Origin of the sequence: Planococcus salinus (assembly GCF_003719725.1) — a bacterium.
GTDB lineage: Bacteria > Bacillota > Bacilli > Bacillales_A > Planococcaceae > Planococcus > Planococcus salinus.
The window spans coordinates 98,491-120,706 of sequence record NZ_RIAX01000009.1; the positions used below are offsets into that span (position 1 = coordinate 98,491).

Here is a 22,216-nt window from a genome sequence, read left to right on the forward strand (position 1 = left end):
CGTTCATCCATATTCTTTCTGGTGCTGCTTTTTGCGGCGCAGGTAGTCCTCATCTTGTCTTATCTCATCCCATTTCTTCTTGAAAATAGCCGCCGCTTCCTCTTTTACCGGGTCAATCTGGCGCTCTTTGATCGAGCCGTCTTCATTATATTTGCGGCCGCCTTTGTAATTCGTATAGCGCCGCGCACGCGTATAGCCCATCTGGATATACTTCCGCGCCATGTCCATGCCGACGAAATCATCCTGCCGCCTGTATTCCTCGAACATTTCATAGATTTTATCGCATGATTCCTGGGCAATCTCCGGCGTCTTGAAGCGCCAGTGCGGCAGAATCTCGCTTTTATACGGTTCCACCAGCAGCACCCCCTGCTCGCCTTTGCCGACACGGTACAATTCCGGCTGCTTCCGCAGGTCCAGGTTTTTGTAATCCAGCTCATAGTTAAACGCCATCATCATCCACTCCTTGCCTCATTTATACCCGGTTTTGGCGCAAACACTCTCAAGAAACAAGTGCTTTTGCCATGTCTCTTTTCGCCCTCTCTCCCGTTTGTCCCTCTGAATGAAAAGTTGCAACTCGTCCGTTCAAGCGATTTTTCTGCAAATAAAACAGGCCGGTTCATCCCCGGGACCCGACTGTTTATTCCATCACTGGAGTCCAAATCGACGATCACCTGCAGAAAACAGCCACCACCCACCTGCTTCAGCCGGTATAATAAAATCAACAGCAACACGGCCAGTCTTGATTGAATCAAAAATCTTAGGAGGAATGGGAATGAAACCACACATTTCAGTCATCACATTAGGCGTAGAGAACCTGGAAAAGTCGCTTCAGTTTTACAGGGATGATTTGGGGTGGGCATCATCCGGGATTGTTGGTGCTGAATTCGAGCATGGGGCAGTTGCCTTTTTTGATTTACAGGACGGCTTGAAATTGGCGTTATGGAAGCGTTCGGATATTGCACATGACGCAAACCTGCCGCTCAGTCCATCCACCCCCATCAATATGACACTTGGCCATAATGTAGCAAACAAGGAGGAAGTCGACGCAGTCATGGAACAAGCGAGACAGGCAGGAGCCACCATCACAGTGCCGGCACATGACACATTTTGGGGCGGCTACGCGGGTTATTTTCAAGATCCCGACGGCCATTTATGGGAAGCAGTGTGGAATCCGGAATGGAGCTGACTTCCATACAGCATCTTCGTACAGGTAAAATAAAACGGCAGACTCAGTCTCCTGTCTGCCGCTTTTCCTTTTCTATGTAATACACCAGGATCCCAACGCTGACTGTTCCTATACCGCCAAAAACAAGCCCCACTACAGCCGTGGCCTCCAATGTAAAATTCCATAAGCCAGCCATAAAACTGACGCTGATCAGCAGGAAAAACAACCAATGCCAATTTCGTGAAAACCAGCTTTTCAAAGCTTTCCCCTCCATTCCATGCATCGCTTTTTCAAATCATAAAAACAGCCCAGCCCAAAATATGGACCGGACTGTTCATTCCATCACTTATATCGACTCGATGCTCAGCCGAGATAAACAAAGCCGATGACAGCGAGCAGCAGATTGGGCGCTGCCATCAGCAGAACACCGCCAATTCGTGCGGATCGCTCCCGCTGTTCCCGTCTTCTTTCCGAAGCGAAATTCCGCTTGTCTTTGCCACCTTTCGCTGAAGTAATTGACAAGATCGCCGCATAAATAAGACAAATAAGTCCAAACGCACCGGCAATAAGAATCATCAACGACCAATTATCAGCCAGATAGGCGATGACGGCGCTCAATATCGCAACTCCGATCCCTGTAAGAAAGTATTTCATCCTGTTTCCTCCTCGTATATGATGTCCGTGACTGCTCAGCTTTCGCCCCATGATGAAAGCACATCGTCTGCAGACAGCGTCTCTTATTATAGGATATAATTGTTCAAAAGTTACAGCAAGTGACAATTTCGGGAGGTATGTGACATGGAGTTCGATGCAATCATCATTGGCGGCGGTTCGATGGGAATGGCGGCCGCCTACCATTTAACGAAGCGCCGTAAAAGGGTGGCCGTCATTGACGCCTTCGATCCGCCCCATTCAGAAGGTTCCCATCACGGCGAAACGCGGCTGATCCGTCATGCATACGGAGAAGGCGGCAACTACGTTCCCCTGGCGCTGCGCGCACAGACATTATGGCTCGAATTGGAGCAAGCAGCCGGCCGAAAGCTGTTTTATCAAACCGGTGTATTGAATATCGGCACGGAAAGCTCCTCGTTTCTGCATAATGTCATCGAGTCTGCCGAAACGCATCAATTGCCTCATGAACGGCTGACTGCATCGGATATCAACAGCCGCTGGGGCGGATTTCAATTGCCGGACAGTTTGATGGGCTGTTTTGAACCGAATTCCGGCGTTCTGCTGAGTGAAGAAATCATCCGGGCCTACCGCGAACTGGCAGTTGTGCAGGGCGCTCATTTGATGACAAATACACGCGTGAAACAGATGGTGGACCAGGAAGGAGCCATCCACATAATCGCAGGCGACAAAAAATTCACAGCGAAACAATTGATTGTGACCGCCGGAAAAGGGACGAACGCCGTACTCTCCCTGCTTGGAACTTCCCTGCCGCTGCAGCCGGTCCGGAAAACGTTTTCCTGGTTTAACGCTGCCGAAGCCGTCTATGGGCCGGATGCCTTTCCAGCCTGGTCATTTGAAAACGGCGAAAGCACGTATTACGGATTTCCAAGCATTGCACAGGCAGGGCTGAAAATCGGACGGCATGACCGGGGAGTTGCAGTTTCAGCAGAAGATAAACTCGCCTCATTTGGCGATTATCCTGAAGACGTACAGGAGGTCACGCAGTTTGTTGACCGTCACATGTCAGAAAAACTGGTCCACAAAGACGGCAAAATCTGCACGTACACCAACACACCGGATGGCGACTTTGTCATCGACCGCCTCCCTGGTCACCCGAGCGTCATCGTCGCCTGCGGATTTTCCGGGCACGGTTTCAAGTTCAGCAGCGTCGTTGGCGAAATCCTCAGTGAGTTGGTAACGGAAGGCCAGTCATCACTCGACATCTCCCATTTTTCATTGGACCGTTTCCAGGTAATTTTTTCCTGACTCTAAGCTGAGGAAAAGGTTTTATTATTGATTCCATTCTTCCGCACGCATCGTGTAAACGACATGGTCGACGTAATGATCATACAGCCACTCTGCATGCGGGAGTGTGGCTTCTTCGGTATAGCCGAGACGCACCGGAATGGCACGGCTTTTGGCATTTTCCGTTGCCACGCGGATTTCGACTTTGTCCAGCGACATGCCGGCAAAGGCGTAATCAGTCAGCGCCTTGACGACGGTTGTCATCATACCGCTCCCTTGAAATTCAGGTGCCAGCCAGTAGCCAATTTTGGCGATTCTCTTTATTTGATCGATGGAGCTGAAGCCGGCCATCCCGACAATTTTGCCATTCCAGACAATCGCAGCATTCAAACTTTTCCCTTCGGCGCTGTCCATTTTTGCCGCCTGAATGAATAACCGGGTGTCTTCCAGCGTCGTCGTCAAATCCAGCCACGGCAGCCATTGCCTCAAATAATCATGGGATTTTTCGATCAATTCGAAAAGCTGCTCGGCATCGTCCACTTCCATTAATTTCAGTGACAGCTGTTCATCCACTTTGTATAAAAACATAACGTGCTCCTTTAAAAAATCTTCTTATTGCATAGTATTCGACTCTCACTGCCAAATGCCTTTCGTAAAATTCGTTTACTTTGAAACAAAGCGGGAATTAGAAACATTGTAGACAAAAATACAAATGGAGGTTTTATGATGGCACACCAACAACATGCGGAACTTCTACAGACATTGCACGATTGCACGGCGACCTGCAACCACTGTTTTGACGCTTGTTTACAGGAAGAAGACGTGAAAATGATGGCCGAGTGCATCCGTTTGGACCGTGAATGCGCGGATATATGCGCGTTTTTGGAACAGGCAATCAGCAGAAACTCCCCATTCGTTTCAGAACTCGCAAAAGTTTGCGCAGCAGTCTGTGAAGCTTGCGGAAAAGAATGCGAAAAACACGACCACGATCACTGCCAGGAATGTGCGAAAGCATGCTTTAAATGCGCAGAAGCTTGCAGAAACATTGCATAAAACGTCAATCAGCAGAACAGGCAGCATTTTCCACTGGCTGTGAATACCACTTTGAAAAGTCCGCCCGCCAACTCCCGGCAGGCGGACTTTTTCTGTATAAAAAACCCGTCTTTCTCCTTCTATATGGTATTATGGCAAAAACACAGAAAGCCACTAAGGAGTTCTACAGCATGATTCACTTTAAGAAAGAAAATATACAAAACCGCTCCGCAAAACCCGACACGGCCATCAGTTTAAAAATGAAAATGATACTGCTTATCGGATTCTTGATCTTCGCCATTGTCATCGTCATCGGAATCTTTCTCGATTATTTCGTTACGGATACGCTGGAAATGCAGATGGGAGAACGCGCGATGAGCGTGGCTGAAAGCGTGGCGCTCAATCCGCTGATTGTTGAGGCGTTCAGTGAAGAAGATCCAGCCGCCAGTATCCAGCCTGTTGTTGAACCGGTTCGGCAAGCAACCGGCGCCGAATTCATCGTTGTCGGAAATCAGGATGAAATCCGCTATTCCCATCCCAATCCGGAACAGATCGGTCAACAAATGGTTGGCGAAGACAATGAACGTGCGCTGTTAAAAGGCGAATCCTACATTTCCAGAGCGACAGGCTCGCTTGGCAGTTCCCTGCGTGCGAAAGTACCAGTGGTTGAGGAAGGAGAAATAATCGGCGTCGTTTCTGTCGGTTTCTTGGCCGATGATGTCCAGACCATCATCGGCAATTACAATCAGGAGCTGTGGCTTGTGCTGGGGTTGATCGGAGCAGCGGCGCTGCTGGGGGCAATTTGGATCTCTTCCTATATAAAGCGCATTTTGTATGGCTTGGAACCGGAAGAAATTTCCCGCCTGCTGTTCCAAAAAGAAACGATTCTTCAATCCACTCATGAAGGCATCGTCGCAATTGACAGCAAAAACGCCATCACCATGGTAAACGCAGCGGCGCTGCATTTATTGTTCGACAGCAGCGTTTCTGCTAATGACTTGATCGGGCAGCCAATCCACCAGGTATTGCCCGCATCCGAACTTCCGTCGGTGCTGGCAAGTGGCCAAAGCCGAAACGATACGGAGCACATTTTCGGCAACCATATTGTCTATATCAATTCCGTTCCGATTTATGCTGATGGCTCCATGATCGGTGCCGTCTCCACGTTCCGCAATAAGACGGAGATTGAGCTGCTGACCAAAGAGCTGTCCCGCATCAAGCAATACGCCAATGCTTTACGTGCGCAAACTCACGAGTTCACCAATAAATTATATGCCATTTCAGGTATGGTCCAATTGAACAAGAAAGAAGAAGTACTGGATTTTATTCGCATGGAAAACGATGTACAGCAAAAGTGGATCAGCCTGCTGATCGACAAGGTAAGTGATCCGCTTGTCAGTGGCATGCTGCTCGGCAAGATGAACCAGGCCAGTGAATTGCAGATTGATTTGTCGATAGATCCGGATTCCACACTCACTTCCCGCTTATCGGAAAAGAAAAGCAAGGCCCTCCAGACCGCAATCGGCAATTTAATCGACAACGCCATCGATGCAGTGCAGGACAGACCCAAAGAGCATCGGCAAATCGCTGTTTACTTCACCGACATCGCAGACGATATTCTGTTTGAAATCGACGATTCGGGACATGGCATAGCCGAAGAAGATGTCCAGCACATATTTGAAGCGGGCTTTAGTTCAAAACCGGGTTCCGATCGTGGCTATGGACTGGCATTGACCAATCGCCTTGTCCATGATGCAGGCGGTGAATTGCATTTGGAAACCAGTGAATTAGGCGGCGCAAGTTTTGTTATATCATTACCGAAAGAGGAGAGGACAACATGAAGAGCAGCATTGACGTATTGATCGTGGAAGATGACTTCCGGGTGGCGGACATTAACCGGCAGCTCGTGGAAAAAGTAAAAGGATTTCGGGTCATCGGCATCGCGAAAACAGGCGAAGAGGCGATTCAGTTTCTGCAGAGCCAGCCTTCGCTCCCTCATCTGATCCTGCTGGACGTCTATATCCCCGATCGGACAGGACTCAGTCTGTTTTGGGAAATCCGCAGAAATTACCATCAGATTGATATTATTATGCTGTCGGCGGCAAAAGAAACTGCAACGGTTGAAGAAGCTTTGCGCGGCGGTATCTTTGACTACATCATCAAACCGGTGGACTTCAGCCGCTTTGAAAAGACGTTAATGCATTACGCTGAACAACAGTCCATTTTGTCTTCCAGACAGGAGCTCGAACAGGAAGACATTGACCGGCTCATCGGTTTGCAGAAATCTCCTGCTTCTGAAAACCCTTCTGCCGCCGCTTCTCCCAAAGGCATCGACCAGATTACATTGCAGAAAGTGAGAGAAATCCTGACGGAAGTGGCCGGCGCTGGCATTAATGCATTGGAAACCGGCAAAGCAGTCGGTGTCAGCCGCTCGACAGCCAGACGCTACCTGGAATATCTCGTCTCTCTCGGCGAAGCAAAAGCGCAGTTGGTCTATGGTGAAATCGGTCGTCCCGAGAGGCGTTACAGACATGAACAAAATGATCAAAACTCCCAAAACGATCAATAATTCCCTTAATTGAATAAGCTTAATCCGCCTGTCCCTCTGTGATAAGTTGTATGGTATACAACTTGGAAGAAGAGGGATTTTGCCTGTAATTGTCGCAATATTCCATAACCAAAAGGCAATTTGTATGCGTTTACAATCAGGCTCTTTTCCTCTTCGCATCACAAAAGAAACAGTAGGAGGAAGTTATATGTTAAGTATTATTGGCTTGCTGACTATTCTGGTCATTGTGGCATTGCTCATCAGCAACAAAATCACCCCGATTGTCGCGCTTGTCCTTGTGCCGATTGTCGGTGCTTTTGTTGCCGGCTTCAACTTCGAGGAAATTGGCGGGTTTTTCAACAGTGGAATTGAATCTGTAATGAGCGTCGTCATCATGTTCATCTTTGCCATTCTGTTTTTCGGCATTATGCAGGACGTGGGGCTGTTTGATCCCCTGATCAACAAAATGATCGCCATCTCCAAAGGAAACATTATTGCCGTTGCTGTCGGGACCGTATTAATCGCAGCTGTTGCCCAATTGGATGGTTCCGGGGCTTCAACTTTCCTGATTACGATTCCCGCTTTGCTGCCCTTGTACAAACGCTTAAAGATGAATCCTTATTTGCTGCTGTTATTGATCGGAACATCGGCCAGTGTGATGAATATGCTGCCGTGGGCTGGACCGCTTGGCCGCACAGCAGCTGTACTTGGTATGGACGTCACAGAATTGTGGCGCCCTCTCATCAAAGTCCAACTGATCGCTTTGGTGCTGCTGATGGGACTGGCTGCCATTCTGGCCGTCCGTGAAAAGCGCCTTATTGCCAAACGCGGATTATTGAATGAAGAAATTTACAAAGAAGCGCAGGCTCCTGTTGAAGGGGCGCAGGACGAAGCTTCTTTAAAAGCTGCCTCCCTTCGCCGCCCCAAGCTTCTTTGGGCCAATGCCTTACTGGCTGTGGCTGTCATCGGCGTGCTGGTTTGGGGAATCGTCCCTGCTGGATTTGCCTTCATGATTGGCGTCAGCTTGGCTTTGCCATTAAACTACCCGAAGATGAAAGACCAGATGGAGCGCATTAAAGATCACGCACCCAATGCTCTTTTGATGGCTGCCATCATCCTGGCAGCAGGATCGTTTCTCGGAATTCTGAACGGCACGTTGATGCTCGATTCCATCGCCACTGACCTCGTGACGATTCTGCCCGCTGCCATCATTCCGTATTTGCACATCATTATCGGTTTCTTCGGTGTGCCATTCGATTTGCTGCTCAGCACCGATGCTTACTATTTTGCTTTGTTCCCGATTGTGGAACAAGTTGTCACCGGTTTCGGCGTTTCTTCTTTATCGGTCGCTTATGCGATGATCATTGGCAACATCATCGGCACTTTTGTCAGTCCGTTCTCCCCTGCCTTGTGGCTTGCACTCGGTTTGGCAGGTCTCGAGATGGGCAGGCACATCCGCTATTCTCTCCCGATCATGTGGGGATTCAGTATAGTGCTGGTAGTGATTTCGATTTTCATCGGCGTTATTTAAGACAAAAAAAACACCGTTTCGGCTCTCATGCCGAAACGGTGTTTCTGTTTATTGCTTAAGCTGTTACGGTGCTTTCTTTTCGGTTCTTCACATAGTTAAGCGCGAAAATTCCCAACACAATTACCAAACCAATGATATCGGTCAAATTCTCAGGGATGATCAGCATCAACGCGCCTGCGCCGAGTACGAAACGGGTGAAGATGTTCAGGTTTGTCTTGAAAAAGCCTTCTGCCGTCGCACTTAGCCCGATGATGCCGATGACAGCCGTCACCGTGATCAGCAAGATTTCCAGCACGGACGGGAAGCCGAATTCCGTCGCATTGACAGCTACACCTGTCGTATCGATCATCAGCATCGCCGGGTTATAAACGAACAGATACGGGATGATAAATCCGGCAATTGACAAGCGCAGGGCATTGAAACCGGTACGCATCGGATCGCCTCCGGAAACACCCGCTCCAGCGAAAGCTGCCAGTGCAACCGGCGGTGTGATATTGGCGAAAATTCCGAAATAGAATACAAACAGATGCGCCACCAGTACCGGGATACCGAACTCAGCCAGCGCCGGTGCTGTCATAGTGGCCGTAATAATGTACGCCGGAATCGACGGCAAGCCCATTCCCAAAACAATGGAAGCGATCATCGTCAAGAACAGTGTAAAGAACAACGATCCTGCACCAAAGCTTGTGATGGCGGATGTCATCACCGTACCGAAGCTTGTCAGGCTGACCACCCCGATAATGATTCCGACAACCGCACAGGCAATCATGACGGACAGCGATTGTCTCGCGCCGTCTTCCAGCGCTTCCAGAATATCTTTGAAATTCATGCGCGTCGATTTTCTGAACGCTGCCACGACCACTGTCAAAACGATGGTATAGAACGCCGCATAGGCAATCGGCAGCCCGGTGTAAAGCATGAACACCAAACCGACAATCGGCAGCAGCAAGTGGCCTTTTTCTTTCAGCACTTCTTTAGTGCGGGGCAAATCCGCTTTCGGGATTCCCCGCAGATTTTCTTTGCCGGCACGGAAATGCACTTGCATGATTACACCAAGGAAATAAAGAACGGCCGGCAGCAATGCCGCCAAAGCAATCGTTCCATAGGCGATGCCGGTTGTTTCCGCCATGATGAAGGCACTGGCCCCCATGATCGGCGGCAGAATTTGTCCGCCGACCGACGCACTGGCTTCAACTGCGCCGGAAAAGTTTTTATGGTAGCCGATTTTTTTCATCAGCGGAATGGTGAAAGAACCGGTTCCCACGACGTTGGCAATCGCGGAACCGTTGATGCTTCCCATAAAGCCACTGGAAATGACGGCCACTTTTGCCGGCCCGCCCTGCTTGCTTCCTGCAAGCGCCATGGCCAGGTCATTGAACAATTGCCCCATTCCCGATTTCGCAAGGAATGCACCAAACAGGATAAACAGGAAAATAAACTGCAACGAAGCCGAAATGGCTGTCGAATACAAACCTTCCGTCTTCAAATACAATTGGCCGAAAATATCGCCCAAATCGAATGGCCGCGTCATCAGCATATCCGGCATCCACAGAAAATGGCTGACAAACGGATAAGCCAGGAACACCAAAGCCAAAACCGGCAGGATGAGGCCGGTCACTCGTCTGGCAGCTTCCAGGACGAGGACCACTGTCAAAATGGCAAAGACAATATCCATTGTATTCGGAATCCCGCCACGTGTTGTGACAATGTCATTGTACTCATAGATCAGATAACCGGCGGTACCCAAACTGAAAAGGAATAAAATCCAGTCATAGAATGGAATTTTTGAACGATCCTGCTTTTTGAATGTCGGATACACAAGAAAAATCAGTCCCATCCCCACTGCCACGTGAATAGACCGTGCCTGCAGCGCCGGAAGCGGATTGAATGTTACATACAAATGATAAAGTGAATAGGCAATGGCAATCGCCGCGATGATAAAAACCAGTTTTCGGTTTTTTAATTTGCGGACTTTGGCGTCCGTATCGTATTTCTCCAGCACTTCCTGGCTTTTGCTTTTATCTTCAGCGTGCTCAGATATGCTTTCTATATTCAAATCTCTGTTATCTTTCGTCATAAGGTTTTACCTCCTACATATTCCCAAAGATGGACATGCCTCACCGATATTGTGACAAACTCATAATCTGGTGTTAACTCATACAGTAAAATCTCTTTGTCGTCGGTTTCAATCGCTGTTTGTGCATTTTCTGAAACGGTCAAGTTCATCTCCTGGACCTGTCGATTGATTCGCATATGGACATAGCCATCTTCGGAAGGGATAATTTCGCCGTCCGAAGGCACTCCGGCACCGTACGTCTTGAAAATGGTTTCCGTCAGGAGCAGTTTATCGCCATCCCTTTCGTACTGTTCCCGCCATTCTTCTTTTTCCACTGAATGAATCCATTTCAACGTAAACGACGATTCTTTCAAATAGTACACCTCATCGCCAAGAACAAACTGGATCACCGGCAGTTTCCATAGCAGGAAAAAAAGGAGCACCAATAAGCATGCTCCTCCTCCCAAGACTTTACTGTTCACTGTAATAACGTTCTGCTCCCGGATGCAATGGTGCTACGAGCCCTTCTTGAGCAGCTTCAAGCGAGATATCGGAAGCGGCCTGGTGAGAGTTCTCAAGTGTATCGAGATTCTCAAAGAACGTCTTTGTCAATTCGTATACATCGTCTTCACTCATATCCGAATGAACGATCAAAGCGTTCATGATGGCCGCTGTTGGAATCGCTTCCTCGTTGCCATAAGTGTCTGCAGGAATATCAAGTGCCACAAAATACGATTTGTCCTGTGCGATTTCTTCCACATCTTCCGGATTCACTGTTACCAATCGAATATCCAATGTTTCAGAAAGCTCAAGCAACGACGCATTCGGCAAGCCGCTTGTTAAAAATGCTGCATCAATCTGGCCGGCACGCAATCCATCCGCCGCTTCTGCATACCCCAGGTAATCGACTTCAATATCATCATAAGTGATGCCATGGCCTTCCAGCAGGGTGCGGGCGTTCACTTCAACACCGGAGTTCTGGTCCCCTACTGCAATCCGTTTTCCGCGCAAATCTTCAAATGTTTCAATACCTGAGTCAGCTGTTGTTACGATTTGAACATAGTTTGGATAAAGTGCAGCGATCTGGTTGACTTTGTCTGTCGGCTCCGAGAAGCTTTCCTCCCCTTCAACCGCCTGGCTGACAACGTCACTCATCGTAAATGCCATTTCGATTTTGTCTTCTTTCATCAAGTTGACGTTTTCTACAGAAGCCCCCGTCGTTTGTGTTCTGGAGTTGACACCGTATGCATCGCTGTAAGTTTCAGCCAACGTTGTTCCAATAATATTATAAGGACCGGATGCTCCGCCGGTTGCAATTGTAACGATGTTGCTTTCCAGGCCTTCGCCGTCTCCACCGCCTCCGTCACCGGAAGATGTTTCTTCTCCGCCTCCACATGCTGCCAAAACCAATGCCGCAGCTGCAGACATCATGAAAACGCTTAACTTATTCTGTTTCATATCTGTACCCCCTTGCTTTTTTTACTATTATAGCTGAATACTTTATCAAACAAAAGACAATTATTGATTTTTTAAATAATATTGTTTGATATCCCTTTCTCAAAAATGCATTCTTCAGCTGCTTTTTTCACACAAAAAATAATAGAAAAATGAAAATTTTCCATCTTTTAGATATGGTTTTAATTATTCTGAAATATTAATATCGCTTTATAAAAAAGTGGTTGTGTGGTAACTCTCATTTACTGGACCGGACGATTTTTGTACACTTATTTCAGATCCGGCTGAGGCTGTGCCCGCGGAAAGCGTCTGTCGGAATGGACCTCAGCCATTTCTTTTGGATGCAAAAAGGGACTGCCCCTAAAAGTCATTTTTCATGACCTTTTGAGACAGCCCCTTTTTTTAACGGGTCACAGTTTCCGTTCCCGGCGTATAAACCAGCTCCATCAAGTCAGCGATGTTTTCCAGCTGCTCAAGGTCCAGCACTTTTTCTGAAAAAGCTACACGTTTGTCTTCCGGAAGAACCGTTGCCAATTGAAGGAACTTTTCCTGCAGCTCTTCGGAAGAAACCGGGTTTTCAGCATCGCCTTTCGGGTAGTCTTCCTGCTTTTCAATTTCCTGGCCATTTTTCAGCACAACTTTGACTTTGGATCCCCAGCGCTCCGGATAAGCTGCTGCGATTTCAGGGTCAAGCTGTGCATCCACTTTTGCCATTACGCCGCGGATCGTCGTATCCCATAAGTCCTTTTCGTTGAAGTCTTCCAAACTCGCACTTCCTTTGACCAGCGCCAGCGCTGTGCAATACTGGACGCTGAATTTAGAGGCGTATTGTGTTTGCGGATCGATATTGTCCGTGATGTCCATCGTCGGTTTGTAACAACCCACTTCGACGCGCTCAATATCTTCGGCAGTAAAGTCATTTTCTTTGACGATGTCCACTGCGATATCAATGGCTGCATGGGTGTGTCGGCAGGAAGCATGGAGTTTAAAGGCGTTCTCCAGAATTTTGAATTCCTCACCCAGATTGACGGTAATTTTTCCTTCGTCGTATTCTTCGCTCATCGCTTTGAAAAAGCCACGGTCGCCTTCAAGGATCTTTTGGGCACCCGTAAATCCTTTTTCCGCAAGCAAAGCTGCCAGCAAGCCGTTCATCGCCGCTTTTCCGGGATGAAGTTGTTTGGACATGGCACCGTCTACGATAAATTCCCACAGGCCGGCCGCTTGTGTTCCCGCGTTTCCGATGGCATGTACTGTCTGTTCTTCCGTCAATTCCAGCAATTTCGCCGCAGCTGCAGTCGCACCGAACGTTCCGCAGGTTGCGGTGTTGTGCCAATAATAGTAATGCGACGGTGACACTGCTTCGCCGATTCGGAAACAGATTTCATAACCAGCCACGACAGCCACAATCAGCTCTTTGCCGCTCAATTGCTTCCACTCCGCCACAGCCAATGCTGCCGGCACCACGACTGTGGCCGCATGGATGATGGATCCTTTATGGATATCATCCAATTCGACGATATGGCTGGAAGCACCGTTTACCAAAGCCGCGTTCAATGCCGAAGTCTTTCCTTTTGTCACGAGAGTCGCCTGTGGGTTTCCACCCATTTCTTCGATCGTTTCGGAAATCATCAGGATGGGTTCTTTTGTCGATCCGGCTAATGCCGAACCGAAATAATCTAAAATACAGAGCTTCGCGAATGAAACCACTTCTTCAGGCAGGTCTTCATACGTCAGTTTCGTCTGGTAATTGGCCAATGCTTGGCTTAATGTCATCCTTCTTCTCCTCCTTTGTATCAAACACATAAAGGCCCCTGCTTCTTACACAAGGGCCGGCAACTTAAAACGAGCGAGGCAATCCAAGAACGTGCTGGCCGACATAGCTGACCACCAGGTTATTGGAAATCGGTGCAATCATGAATAGGCGGGCTTCCCGGAATTTGCGCTCAATATTGTATTCTGTGGCAAATCCATATCCGCCGTACGTATCCATCGCCGCATTTCCTGCTTTCCATGCCGCCTCTGCAGCCAGATACTTGGCCATATTGGCTTCTGCTCCAAGCTTTTGCTTGTTGTCAAACGCCGCAGCCGCTTTGTCCCGCATCAGCTTCGCCGCTTCGATATCCATATAAGCTTTGGCAATCGGGAATTGAATGCCCTGGTTTTGGCCGATCGGACGGTTGAAAATGACGCGTTCTTTTGCATATTGAACGGATTTGTCTACGAAATAATAGCCGTCTCCGATGCTTTCCGAAGCAATCAGAATCCGCTCCGCGTTCATTCCGCTCAAGACGTAATGGAAGCCTTTTCCTTCCTCCCCAATCAGGTTTTCAACCGGGATCTCCACATTTTCAAAGAAAACTTCCGTTGTCGCATGGTTGATCATCGTATCAATATCCACAATGGTGATATTGTCTTTTTGATCGTTCATGTCGAGCAGGAACATGCTCAGGCCATCGGTTTTCTTTTTCACTTGGTCTTTCGGTGTCGTACGGGCCAACAGCAGCATGATATCCGAATAACGCGTCCGTGAAATCCAGATTTTCTGTCCATTGACGATGTATTTATCGCCTTTTCGGACTGCCACCGTATCGATATTGGTCGTATCACTGCCCGCTGTCGGTTCTGTCACGCCGAATGCCTGAAGGCGCAATTCACCTGATGCGATTTTTGGCAGAAACCGCTGCTTCTGCTCTTCGCTTCCATGGTTCAACAAAGCGCCCATGGTGTACATTTGTGCATGGCCCGCCCCGGCGTTGCCGCCTGAACGGTTGATTTCTTCCAAAATCACACAGGCTTCTGCCATTCCGAGTCCGGCGCCGCCGTATTCTTCCGGAATCAAAACCGAAAGCCAGCCTTCGGACGTGAGTTCCTTGATGAATTTTTCAGGGTATTCATGGTTTTTATCAAGACCGCTCCAATATTCTTCCGGGTATTTCGAGCATAGTTTGCGGATGCTTTCTCTGATCAGTTCCAAATCTTCGGATGAGCTTGTTTGTGTTGTCATAATTGTCGTTTCCTCCTTGGTATATTGTATTTACTTGCCTTGCCAGTTCGGTTTCCGCTTTTCGTTGAAAGCCAGAACCCCTTCTTGCCGGTCTTCGGAATTGGCACATTTATAATATTGATCCAATTCGATCGACAATGCGGTGTTCAAATCCGTCTGGAGGCCTTTGTCGACTGATTTTTTAATGGATTGGAGTGACAACGGTGCATTTTTGGCGATGGTTTTCGCCACTTCCAAAGTTTTCTCTCTCAGCTCCGCACCGGTAAATATGCCATTGATCAGGCCTGCTCCCAGCGCTCGTTCAGCCGGAATGTGCTTGCCTGTCAGCAGGAATTCTTTCGCCAATGCCACCGGGATGGCACGCGGCAATAATTGAGTACCGCCTACTCCCGGAATAATGCCCAGCGTCACTTCCGGCAGCCCCATTTTGGCATGATCGGCCACATAGCGCAGATCACAGCTCAGCATCATTTCCATGCCGCCGCCAAGTGCATAACCGTTCACTGCTACAATGACCGGATACGGGAATTCACGAATCATCTGATAAGCATCTTCAAAAATATCGTGCTGCTTTTTCCATTGGTCGTTGTTCATCGTTTTCCGTTCTTTCAGATCGGCGCCTGTGCAAAAGCTTTTCTCCCCGGCACCCGTCAAAATCAGCACGCGGATATCTTTCCGGTCTTTCAGGTCCTTCAGGCATTCGATCAGCTCGACTGCCATCTGTGTACTTAATGAGTTCATCGCATCCGGACGGTCCAATTCAAGAATATATACAAAATCATCCGCATGCTCCGTGATCACGTTCAGCGTTTCATAATTTTCCATTCCATAAGCCTCCGATACAGATTACTTAATTGCTCAATTCCGGTACTGGGTATTTCCGGTCGTACGGCCCTGCTTTTAAAATATAGCTTTTGTTCGGGTGGCCGATCAGCTTTTCCAGGGAAGCCGACGCTTCCAGCAAAGCGCTCAAGTCGGCATTCGTCTCCATTCCCATGCTGTGAAGCATATGGACGACGTCTTCTGTGCAGACATTGCCTGTCGCACCCGGTGCGAATGGACAGCCGCCAAGACCGCCAAGCGCAGCATCGAAACGCGTCACCCCTGCTTCAATTCCCGCCAGGATATTGGCCAGTCCCATTCCTCTCGTATTGTGGAAATGGAGCCCCAAATCTAATTGTGGAAATTCGGAAACGACTTTGCTCATCAGCTCAGAGACCTGTTTCGGGTTCGCCATCCCTGTCGTGTCAGCAAGCGTCACCGTATGGATCTGCAACGGCTCCAATTCCTTGAGGCAGGAAAGAACGCGGCTTTCCGGGATCTCCCCCTCGAACGGACAGCCAAAAGACGTAGCCACTGTGACATTCAATTTCATCCCTGATTCTTTGCTGAAAGAATGGATCTCTTTCAGCTCTTCAATCGATTGCTCAGTCGTTTTACGGACATTCTGCATATTGTGGGTATCGCTTGCCGAAAAGACGAAATTGATTTCTTTGACTTGGAGTTCCTGTGCTTTTTGTGCACCTTTTAAGTTCGGCACCAGAGCAATCAGTTCAATTCCTTCCGCGTCCTGGGCGATTTCCGTAAACAATTCGCCACTGTTGGCCATCTGTGGCACCAGCTTGGGATGCACGAACGAGCCGAACTCAAATGATTGGATTCCCGCTTTTTTCAAGCTGTCATAGATGGAATGCTTTTCTTCCACGCTCAATACTTTTTCTTCAAGCTGCAGTCCGTCCCGCAGCACCATTTCATTGATGCGTATTTCTTTTGGGTAGTTCATGACGGTCTCTCCTTCCGTACGAATCGGTTCAGAAAACGGATTTTGTATCCAATTGCAGAAAAACGATTGCAGGCAAACAGAAGCGATTCTGCCCGATTCCCTTTGCCTTCCTCCGATTGTCTGGCTCCATTGTTTTCAATTGATTTGAATAATTCAGATTTTTTCTGTCACCTACTATAATAGCACAGTATGACTTGATCAGAAAACGGACTTTTTCATTTCTCAAAACATCCTCGCCGGACAGCTGCCGCATTGTATAAAATAAATTATGCTGATGAATGGCTCAGTGTCTTTCTCCTTCTTTCATATGTAATGGCGCAGTATATGACCTGCACTGGGGCTGCCCGGCGGAAAAAAGCTGTTGGTTTGTTTGCATCAGCAATCGCAACCTTTCCGCCAGCGCTCCCTGTGGCCCAGCTGACCATAGCTTTAAATTCCTACCGCGCTTTCCAACTGCTGCAGCATCGTTTCTGCTGCGCCTTCCTCCACTCGTCCCCAGTCCATGAGCTGATTGAATGCGTCCAACAAGGAAGGATCGCTCGAATGGAAATCATCAAAGCCATTGGCTAGGAAATAGCGGGAGATGTATTGGACAGCCAAGTACAGTTTCCGGTAGTTTTGCTGTGTGGAGATTTCATCTTCCGCTTCTTCCAGCAACAGGCTGGCGGCATAAAGATGATACATGCGGTTCATCAACTGTTTGGCGGGCAATTCCCGTGCAGGTCCTTCGAGAGCGACAGCCCTGTCCGTTTGCTGCTGAACTTTGTCCGTAATGGCAGACATTACCTGGCCAAGACGCTTGGCTGCTGGTTGCTCCAATTTCGCCAGCCGTTCTTTCAAGTCGTCAAAGAAGACGGCGCCTACACGGTCTTTGCTCAACGAGCGCAAAACGTCCAGTGCCAGGATATTGGTCGTACCTTCCCAAATGGAACCGACATGGGCATCTCGTAGCAGCTTTGGATTCACCCAGTCTTCGATGTAACCGTTGCCGCCTCTCACTTCCATTGATTCGGCTGTTAGATACCTGGCCCTTTTGCATATATATCCTTTCAATAAAGGAGTCAGAATGCGCAGCAGCGCCTGGTCTTTCTCTTCTCCTTCATCTGCCCGCTGGTAGACTCCCGCAGTATGCAGCACCATTGATGTGGTGGTTTCACTGTCCAGCAGAAGTTCAAATAAGTTTTCTCGCATCAAAGGCAATTCCGCTAAGTCTTTGCCAAAAGAAGCTCGTCCCCGGGCATGTTCAAGCGCTTCGACAAAACTGCGTCTGATCATGCCGGTGGAACGGACAGCGTTTGACAGCCGGGATGAATTCACCATGGCCATCATTTGCTTAAAGCCATTGTTGATCTCGCCCACTTCATAAGCGACGGCACCTTCAAAACTGACTTCTCCGGAAGCCATGCTCATCGTTCCCAGCTTGTCTTTCAGGCGGTTAATCCGGTAATGGTTCAGCGATTGGTCTTCCAGCCTTCTCGGCACCAGGAACATGCCTAAACCTTTTGTGCCTGATGGGGAATTGTCAGGACGCGCCAATACCAGCGCCACATCAGCAGAAACATTGGAACAAAACCACTTGTCTCCCCATAATTTCCAATAGTCGCCGGCCTTTTCGGCTCTCATCGTATTGGCCCCGACATCAGACCCTCCCTGTTTTTCAGTCATGAACTGGGCACCTGTCCATAACTCATCCAGATCCGTGCTCGTCAAACGGGGAAGGTATTTTTGTTTCATTTCCTCACTGGCGAATTTGTCGAGGACACGGGCCGCCGAATCGGTCATGCTCATCGGACAAAGAAGTCCAAACTCTGCCTGGGCAAACAAATACCAGGAAGCATACTTTAATACATATGGAAACCTGGTATCCCATCCCCAGATGCCTTCTTTTTTGTGGGACATGGCCACCATATTGAAACGCCCATAACCCAGTCGTTCCATTTGCCGATAAGAAGGATGAAATTCAACGTGATCAACGCGTTCGCCTTTCTCATTAAAGGACTGCAGCACCGGCGGGTTTTTGTCAGCAGTGCGTGACAATTGATCGAGCTCACCACCAGCCACTCCCCCTAATTCAGAAAGCATGGCCTGCGCCTGCTCCACTTCCTTCTCTGAAAGCATGCGGTTCAAAAGATAGGACAATTGCTTGTCTTCTTCGAAAAAATTAAGCCCTTCAGTATCCGGCATATTGCCGGTCTTTTCATTTTTCTTTAAGGTCGTTTCCACTTTTCAGTCTCCCTTCACTAATCGAACGGATTCTTTTCCACACCGAAACGAGTGGCTGAATGTTAAATGGTGATGAATTCCTTATTTAATTCCACCGAAATTTCCCTCGCCGCTGTCGAGATTAAGTCGATGAGCGGCTGAAGCTCATCGGGTTGATACTGCGCACAGACACCTGCAAATGCGATGGACATTTCCACCTGGTTGTTGAAGTTGACAATCGGGGCACCGACGCCAAAAATGCCTTTGATGGTTTCGTTATAGGAAACCGCATAGCCGTTTTTCTTCACTTCCACCAGCTCCTGCCGAAACTCTTTTAGTTGCTGCTCATTGTAGCGGCTGATTCTTTCACTTTTTTGCAGGGAGTATTCCACATCTTCAGAGCTCGCGTATGCGATCAGACACTTTCCATAAGCACCATCCGCCAGATCAAAATGACGGCCAACCGACACCCTGACGCCGAAATTTTCACCTTCGACTTTAGACACGATGGTGGAGCGGTTTCTTCCTACCCGCGATACCAAAAAGCTGGTAATGCCGGTCGCCGCAGTTAACTTTTCAAGATGAGCATTAATAAGTGATAAATCGAACAAATGCTCTTTTGCCCGTTCCCCAAGCACCACAAGATACGGACCGAGTGTATACCGTTTGCTTCTGGCATCGTATTTCACTACCGACAATTCCTGCAACTCATACAGCACACGGTAACAAGTAGTGGGATTGATCGATAAGGCATTGGAGATTTCAGTAAGAGTGCTGCTTTGGTATTTTTTTCTGCTCAATAAGGTGATCATCTTGAAAGCTGAGGCAACTGCCGGGACAGAATATTTTTTTTTCGGGTTTTGCATTTTCTCCACCTCAATTCATTATTTCTTCCATCTTCACCCTTTTTCTGACGGCAGTGTTCTCAAGGTCAATGTTCGAAATGAAACGAAACAAATTTCATGGCACCAACAACTTACTTTGCTGCAGCTGATTTAGCCGTATAATCCGTATGTTCCTCCACATAATCAAATAACTGCTGGCCAACACTTTCTTTGCGGCCGCTTTCAATTTCTTCCACAATATGAGCTACAAGGCCGACTGCTCTCGAAGCAACCGCAAACGATTTCATGACGCGGTGATCGAAGTCCATATCCGCCAATACAGCTCCGATGGCTCCAACGGCATTCAACGTGATCGGCTTTCCTTTTCTTTCATTGAACTGCTTGCTGATTTCGTTGATCGTCTCTGAGTTTTTCTTATAAAAGCCAAGCTCTTTTGCAATTTCAAACAATTTCACAGTTCGTGGATCAACCGGGCGGTGAATCGGATGTCCGAATCCAGGAAGTTGAAGCCCTTTTTCCGCTCGTTCATCCAAAATAAGCGTAGCTAATTCAGCTGCACTTTTGTCTGCTCCGTGTTTGTCCATGCCATCTTTCAGCATTTCCGCCACTTGCTCCATGGCACCCAGGTAAACCGTACCTGCCCCCAACAACCCGGCGGCTACAGCAGCCTGTACGGCTTCCGGTGCTCCCAGGTAAGTCAGTCTTGTGGAGATGGAGCTTGGTGTAAACCCGTGTTCGCAGATTGCCACCATTACGGCATTCAGCATTTTCGATTCAGCTTCTGTCGGCTTTCTGTGCTTGGCACCCAAAAAAGCCATATCGGCCAGTGTAATCGACCCCATTAAATCTTCTACCAGGTCATAGCCGTGTACGTTGATTTTATCTGTTTCTGACATTCCCACATTGGTTTTGAATTCCATCTTTTTTCCGCCTCCAGTTTTTGGTTGTCTTTATACTTTCACTGTTTCGTTCTTTTGGTTGTAAGCTTTGCGGATCTGGGCTGCAATGATATTTTTTTGGATTTCCGAAGTCCCTTCGTAAATCCGGGAAATTCGGGCATCACGGTAAAAACGTTCAATCGGATAAGATTGCATATACCCCAGTCCGCCATGTATCTGCACGGCTTTGTCCGCTACTCGTCCGTATACTTCCGAGCCAAGCAATTTCGCCATGGAGGCTTCCTGGATGACGTTCTTTCCTTCATCGACCATCCAGGCTACACGATATGTAAGGCTGCGCAAGCTTTCGATATCCAAAGCCATTTCCGCCAAATAATGCTGGATAATCTGCTGTTCAAAAATCGGCTTCCCGAATTGAACCCGCTCCATGGCGAAATCCACCGACAATTCAAGAAGTCTTACACAAGAACCAAGGTTTCTGGCAGCAAGTCCCGCTCTTCCGTTGGCTAAAATTTTCAATGCATTGACATAACCTTTTCCTTCTTCTCCAAGCACATCATCCACCGACACTTCACAGTCCTCGAAAAACAGCTCCACTGAATGAGCGCCACGGAGCCCCATTTTCGCTTCATTTTTCCCAATGATCAACCCAGGATTATCGCGCTCTACGATAAAAGAAGTGATGCCTTTGGCTCCCTTGCTTGGATCTGTAACTGCCATAACTGTGAAAACACTGGCAATTGGAGCATTGGTGATATAATGCTTTGAACCGTTGATGATGTATTTATCCCCTTTTCGGACCGCCATCGTTTGAATATTGGAAGCATCGGATCCGGCACTTGGCTCGGTCAACGCAAACGCGCCGATGTATTCGCCTGAAGCCAATTTCGGCAAGTACTTTTTCTTCTGCTCTTCGTTCCCCATTTCGACAATCCCGACTGTTCCAATGCCGCCATGGCCTCCAATCACAGTGGTATAACTGTTTGCCGTTTTGCCGAGTTCTTCGAAAATCGCACACTTTCCGACCATGCCGATGCCCAGGCCGCCATATTCTTCCGGAATGCTTAAGCCGAAGAGCCCCATTTCCTTGCTTTTATCAAGGATGGATTGCGGAATGTCATCGTCTTCTTCAATCTGGTTGGCATATGGATCGACTTCATTGTAAACAAAGTCCCGTACAGTTTTGGTAATTGACTGGATATCTTCAGACAGTTCGAAGTTCATAGCTTCTCCTCCAAGATTTATCAATTTTATAACTGGTGGATGTTCCGCAAAACAACGCCGCTTCCCTCAGGGCGTAACGATGAATGAAATTACTTTCTGTGGTTCAACTCACATCAATAGTCAGTTAATATCTTTCTCTTTCAAAATCGAGAAAACACCAATGGCATCGGCAATGACCACTCCGTCTTCGTCCTCCACCTTCGCATTTACATACTGGATCCGGCTTTTGGAATTGACGATGTCCGCAGTTGCATATACCGTCTTCCCTTCTTTCGCCGGGTTCATGAAGTTGGTGGTCAATGAAACCGTTGTGACCATATTCGGTTGCATGGAGCGCAACGTCGCTGAGATGGCTACATCCACCAATGAAAGAATGGCCCCTCCATGAAGGGTTTTATTAACATTTAAAATCCCATCGGAAACGACTGCTTTTACACTAACTGCACCTTTTTCCAGTGAATGAAAGGTAAAACCAAGGTTTTTCCAGTAAGTGGAACTCTCAAAATGATCCCGCAGCCATTCCAGGTAATCTGTTTCTGTTGTCATCAAATCTTT

The 22,216-nt window shown here is 48.2% G+C and carries 22 protein-coding genes; 6 read left to right on the forward strand and 16 right to left on the reverse strand.

All coding sequences use genetic code 11. The features are described 5' to 3' along the window. Positions 1–3: 3 nt before the first annotated feature. Complete coding sequence (locus tag EEX84_RS12350; protein ID WP_123165960.1) at positions 4–450, reverse strand: DUF4385 domain-containing protein; 447 nt, start codon at positions 448–450, stop codon at positions 4–6. 322 nt (positions 451–772) lie between these two features. On the opposite strand from EEX84_RS12350, the gene EEX84_RS12355 reads away from it, so the two are divergent. Further along, complete coding sequence (locus EEX84_RS12355; protein ID WP_123165961.1) at positions 773–1,186, forward strand: VOC family protein; 414 nt, start codon at positions 773–775, stop codon at positions 1,184–1,186. 43 nt (positions 1,187–1,229) lie between these two features. Here the strand turns inward: EEX84_RS12355 and EEX84_RS12360 are convergent, their stop codons facing one another. Together EEX84_RS12360 and EEX84_RS12365 are read right to left on the reverse strand one after the other, a co-directional pair. After that, a complete protein-coding gene (locus EEX84_RS12360; protein WP_123165962.1) occupies positions 1,230–1,424 on the reverse strand; it encodes a hypothetical protein in 195 nt (64 codons plus the stop codon). A 104-nt stretch (positions 1,425–1,528) separates the two neighbouring features. Then, entirely contained in the window at positions 1,529–1,819 is a 291-nt protein-coding gene (locus tag EEX84_RS12365) for a DUF5316 family protein (protein WP_123165963.1), read from the reverse strand. Between the two features lie 144 nt (positions 1,820–1,963). On the opposite strand from EEX84_RS12365, the gene solA reads away from it, so the two are divergent. Next, positions 1,964–3,103 carry an N-methyl-L-tryptophan oxidase gene (gene solA, locus EEX84_RS12370; RefSeq protein WP_123165964.1) on the forward strand — a complete coding sequence of 380 codons (1,140 nt, stop codon included), beginning with the start codon at positions 1,964–1,966 and terminating at the stop codon, positions 3,101–3,103. 24 nt (positions 3,104–3,127) lie between these two features. Here the strand turns inward: solA and EEX84_RS12375 are convergent, their stop codons facing one another. Continuing rightward, positions 3,128–3,670 (reverse strand): GNAT family N-acetyltransferase, encoded by a 543-nt coding sequence (locus EEX84_RS12375; RefSeq protein ID WP_123165965.1) that lies wholly within the window; start codon positions 3,668–3,670, stop codon positions 3,128–3,130. Positions 3,671–3,808: 138 nt separating this feature from the next. On the opposite strand from EEX84_RS12375, the gene EEX84_RS12380 reads away from it, so the two are divergent. From EEX84_RS12380 to EEX84_RS12395, 4 genes are all read left to right on the forward strand, one after another. Then, the gene (locus EEX84_RS12380; protein WP_123165966.1) at positions 3,809–4,135 is read left to right on the forward strand and encodes a four-helix bundle copper-binding protein; all 327 of its coding nucleotides are present in this window, start codon (positions 3,809–3,811) and stop codon (positions 4,133–4,135) included. A 170-nt stretch (positions 4,136–4,305) separates the two neighbouring features. Next, entirely contained in the window at positions 4,306–5,955 is a 1,650-nt protein-coding gene (locus EEX84_RS12385) for an ATP-binding protein (protein ID WP_123165967.1), read from the forward strand. Further along, positions 5,952–6,683 (forward strand): response regulator, encoded by a 732-nt coding sequence (locus EEX84_RS12390; protein WP_123165968.1) that lies wholly within the window; start codon positions 5,952–5,954, stop codon positions 6,681–6,683. The genes EEX84_RS12385 and EEX84_RS12390 overlap by 4 nt, the downstream gene beginning before the upstream one ends. Before the next feature lie 187 nt (positions 6,684–6,870). Further along, positions 6,871–8,193 carry a CitMHS family transporter gene (locus tag EEX84_RS12395; RefSeq protein WP_123165969.1) on the forward strand — a complete coding sequence of 441 codons (1,323 nt, stop codon included), beginning with the start codon at positions 6,871–6,873 and terminating at the stop codon, positions 8,191–8,193. 55 nt (positions 8,194–8,248) lie between these two features. On the opposite strand, the gene EEX84_RS12400 is transcribed toward EEX84_RS12395, so the two are convergent. The 12 genes from EEX84_RS12400 to EEX84_RS12455 form a co-directional block, all read right to left on the reverse strand. Next, positions 8,249–10,270, reverse strand: a complete 2,022-nt coding sequence (locus EEX84_RS12400) for a TRAP transporter permease (protein WP_123165970.1) — start codon at positions 10,268–10,270, stop codon at positions 8,249–8,251. Then, positions 10,267–10,692: a DUF1850 domain-containing protein gene (locus EEX84_RS12405; RefSeq protein WP_338048388.1), complete on the reverse strand. Its 426-nt coding sequence runs from the start codon at positions 10,690–10,692 to the stop codon at positions 10,267–10,269. The genes EEX84_RS12400 and EEX84_RS12405 overlap by 4 nt, the downstream gene beginning before the upstream one ends. Before the next feature lie 28 nt (positions 10,693–10,720). After that, positions 10,721–11,707, reverse strand: coding sequence for a TAXI family TRAP transporter solute-binding subunit (locus EEX84_RS12410; RefSeq protein ID WP_123165971.1), 987 nt, complete (start codon positions 11,705–11,707; stop codon positions 10,721–10,723). Positions 11,708–12,106: 399 nt separating this feature from the next. Then, on the reverse strand, positions 12,107–13,477 hold the full coding sequence (locus tag EEX84_RS12415; RefSeq protein WP_123165972.1) for an MmgE/PrpD family protein: 1,371 nt from the start codon (positions 13,475–13,477) through the stop codon (positions 12,107–12,109). 64 nt (positions 13,478–13,541) lie between these two features. After that, positions 13,542–14,708 (reverse strand): acyl-CoA dehydrogenase family protein, encoded by a 1,167-nt coding sequence (locus EEX84_RS12420; RefSeq protein ID WP_123165973.1) that lies wholly within the window; start codon positions 14,706–14,708, stop codon positions 13,542–13,544. Between the two features lie 30 nt (positions 14,709–14,738). Continuing rightward, complete coding sequence (locus EEX84_RS12425) at positions 14,739–15,533, reverse strand: enoyl-CoA hydratase/isomerase family protein (RefSeq protein ID WP_123165974.1); 795 nt, start codon at positions 15,531–15,533, stop codon at positions 14,739–14,741. A gap of 25 nt (positions 15,534–15,558) precedes the next feature. Beyond that, complete coding sequence (locus EEX84_RS12430) at positions 15,559–16,491, reverse strand: hydroxymethylglutaryl-CoA lyase (protein ID WP_123165975.1); 933 nt, start codon at positions 16,489–16,491, stop codon at positions 15,559–15,561. A 429-nt stretch (positions 16,492–16,920) separates the two neighbouring features. After that, complete coding sequence (locus tag EEX84_RS12435; protein WP_123165976.1) at positions 16,921–18,714, reverse strand: acyl-CoA dehydrogenase family protein; 1,794 nt, start codon at positions 18,712–18,714, stop codon at positions 16,921–16,923. A 62-nt stretch (positions 18,715–18,776) separates the two neighbouring features. After that, on the reverse strand, positions 18,777–19,559 hold the full coding sequence (locus EEX84_RS12440; protein ID WP_123165977.1) for an IclR family transcriptional regulator: 783 nt from the start codon (positions 19,557–19,559) through the stop codon (positions 18,777–18,779). Between the two features lie 110 nt (positions 19,560–19,669). Next, entirely contained in the window at positions 19,670–20,458 is a 789-nt protein-coding gene (locus EEX84_RS12445; protein WP_123165978.1) for a citryl-CoA lyase, read from the reverse strand. A gap of 30 nt (positions 20,459–20,488) precedes the next feature. Next, the gene (locus EEX84_RS12450) at positions 20,489–21,661 is read right to left on the reverse strand and encodes an acyl-CoA dehydrogenase family protein (protein WP_123165979.1); all 1,173 of its coding nucleotides are present in this window, start codon (positions 21,659–21,661) and stop codon (positions 20,489–20,491) included. 120 nt (positions 21,662–21,781) lie between these two features. Continuing rightward, complete coding sequence (locus EEX84_RS12455) at positions 21,782–22,207, reverse strand: PaaI family thioesterase (RefSeq protein WP_148039025.1); 426 nt, start codon at positions 22,205–22,207, stop codon at positions 21,782–21,784. Between the last annotated feature and the right edge of the window lie 9 nt (positions 22,208–22,216).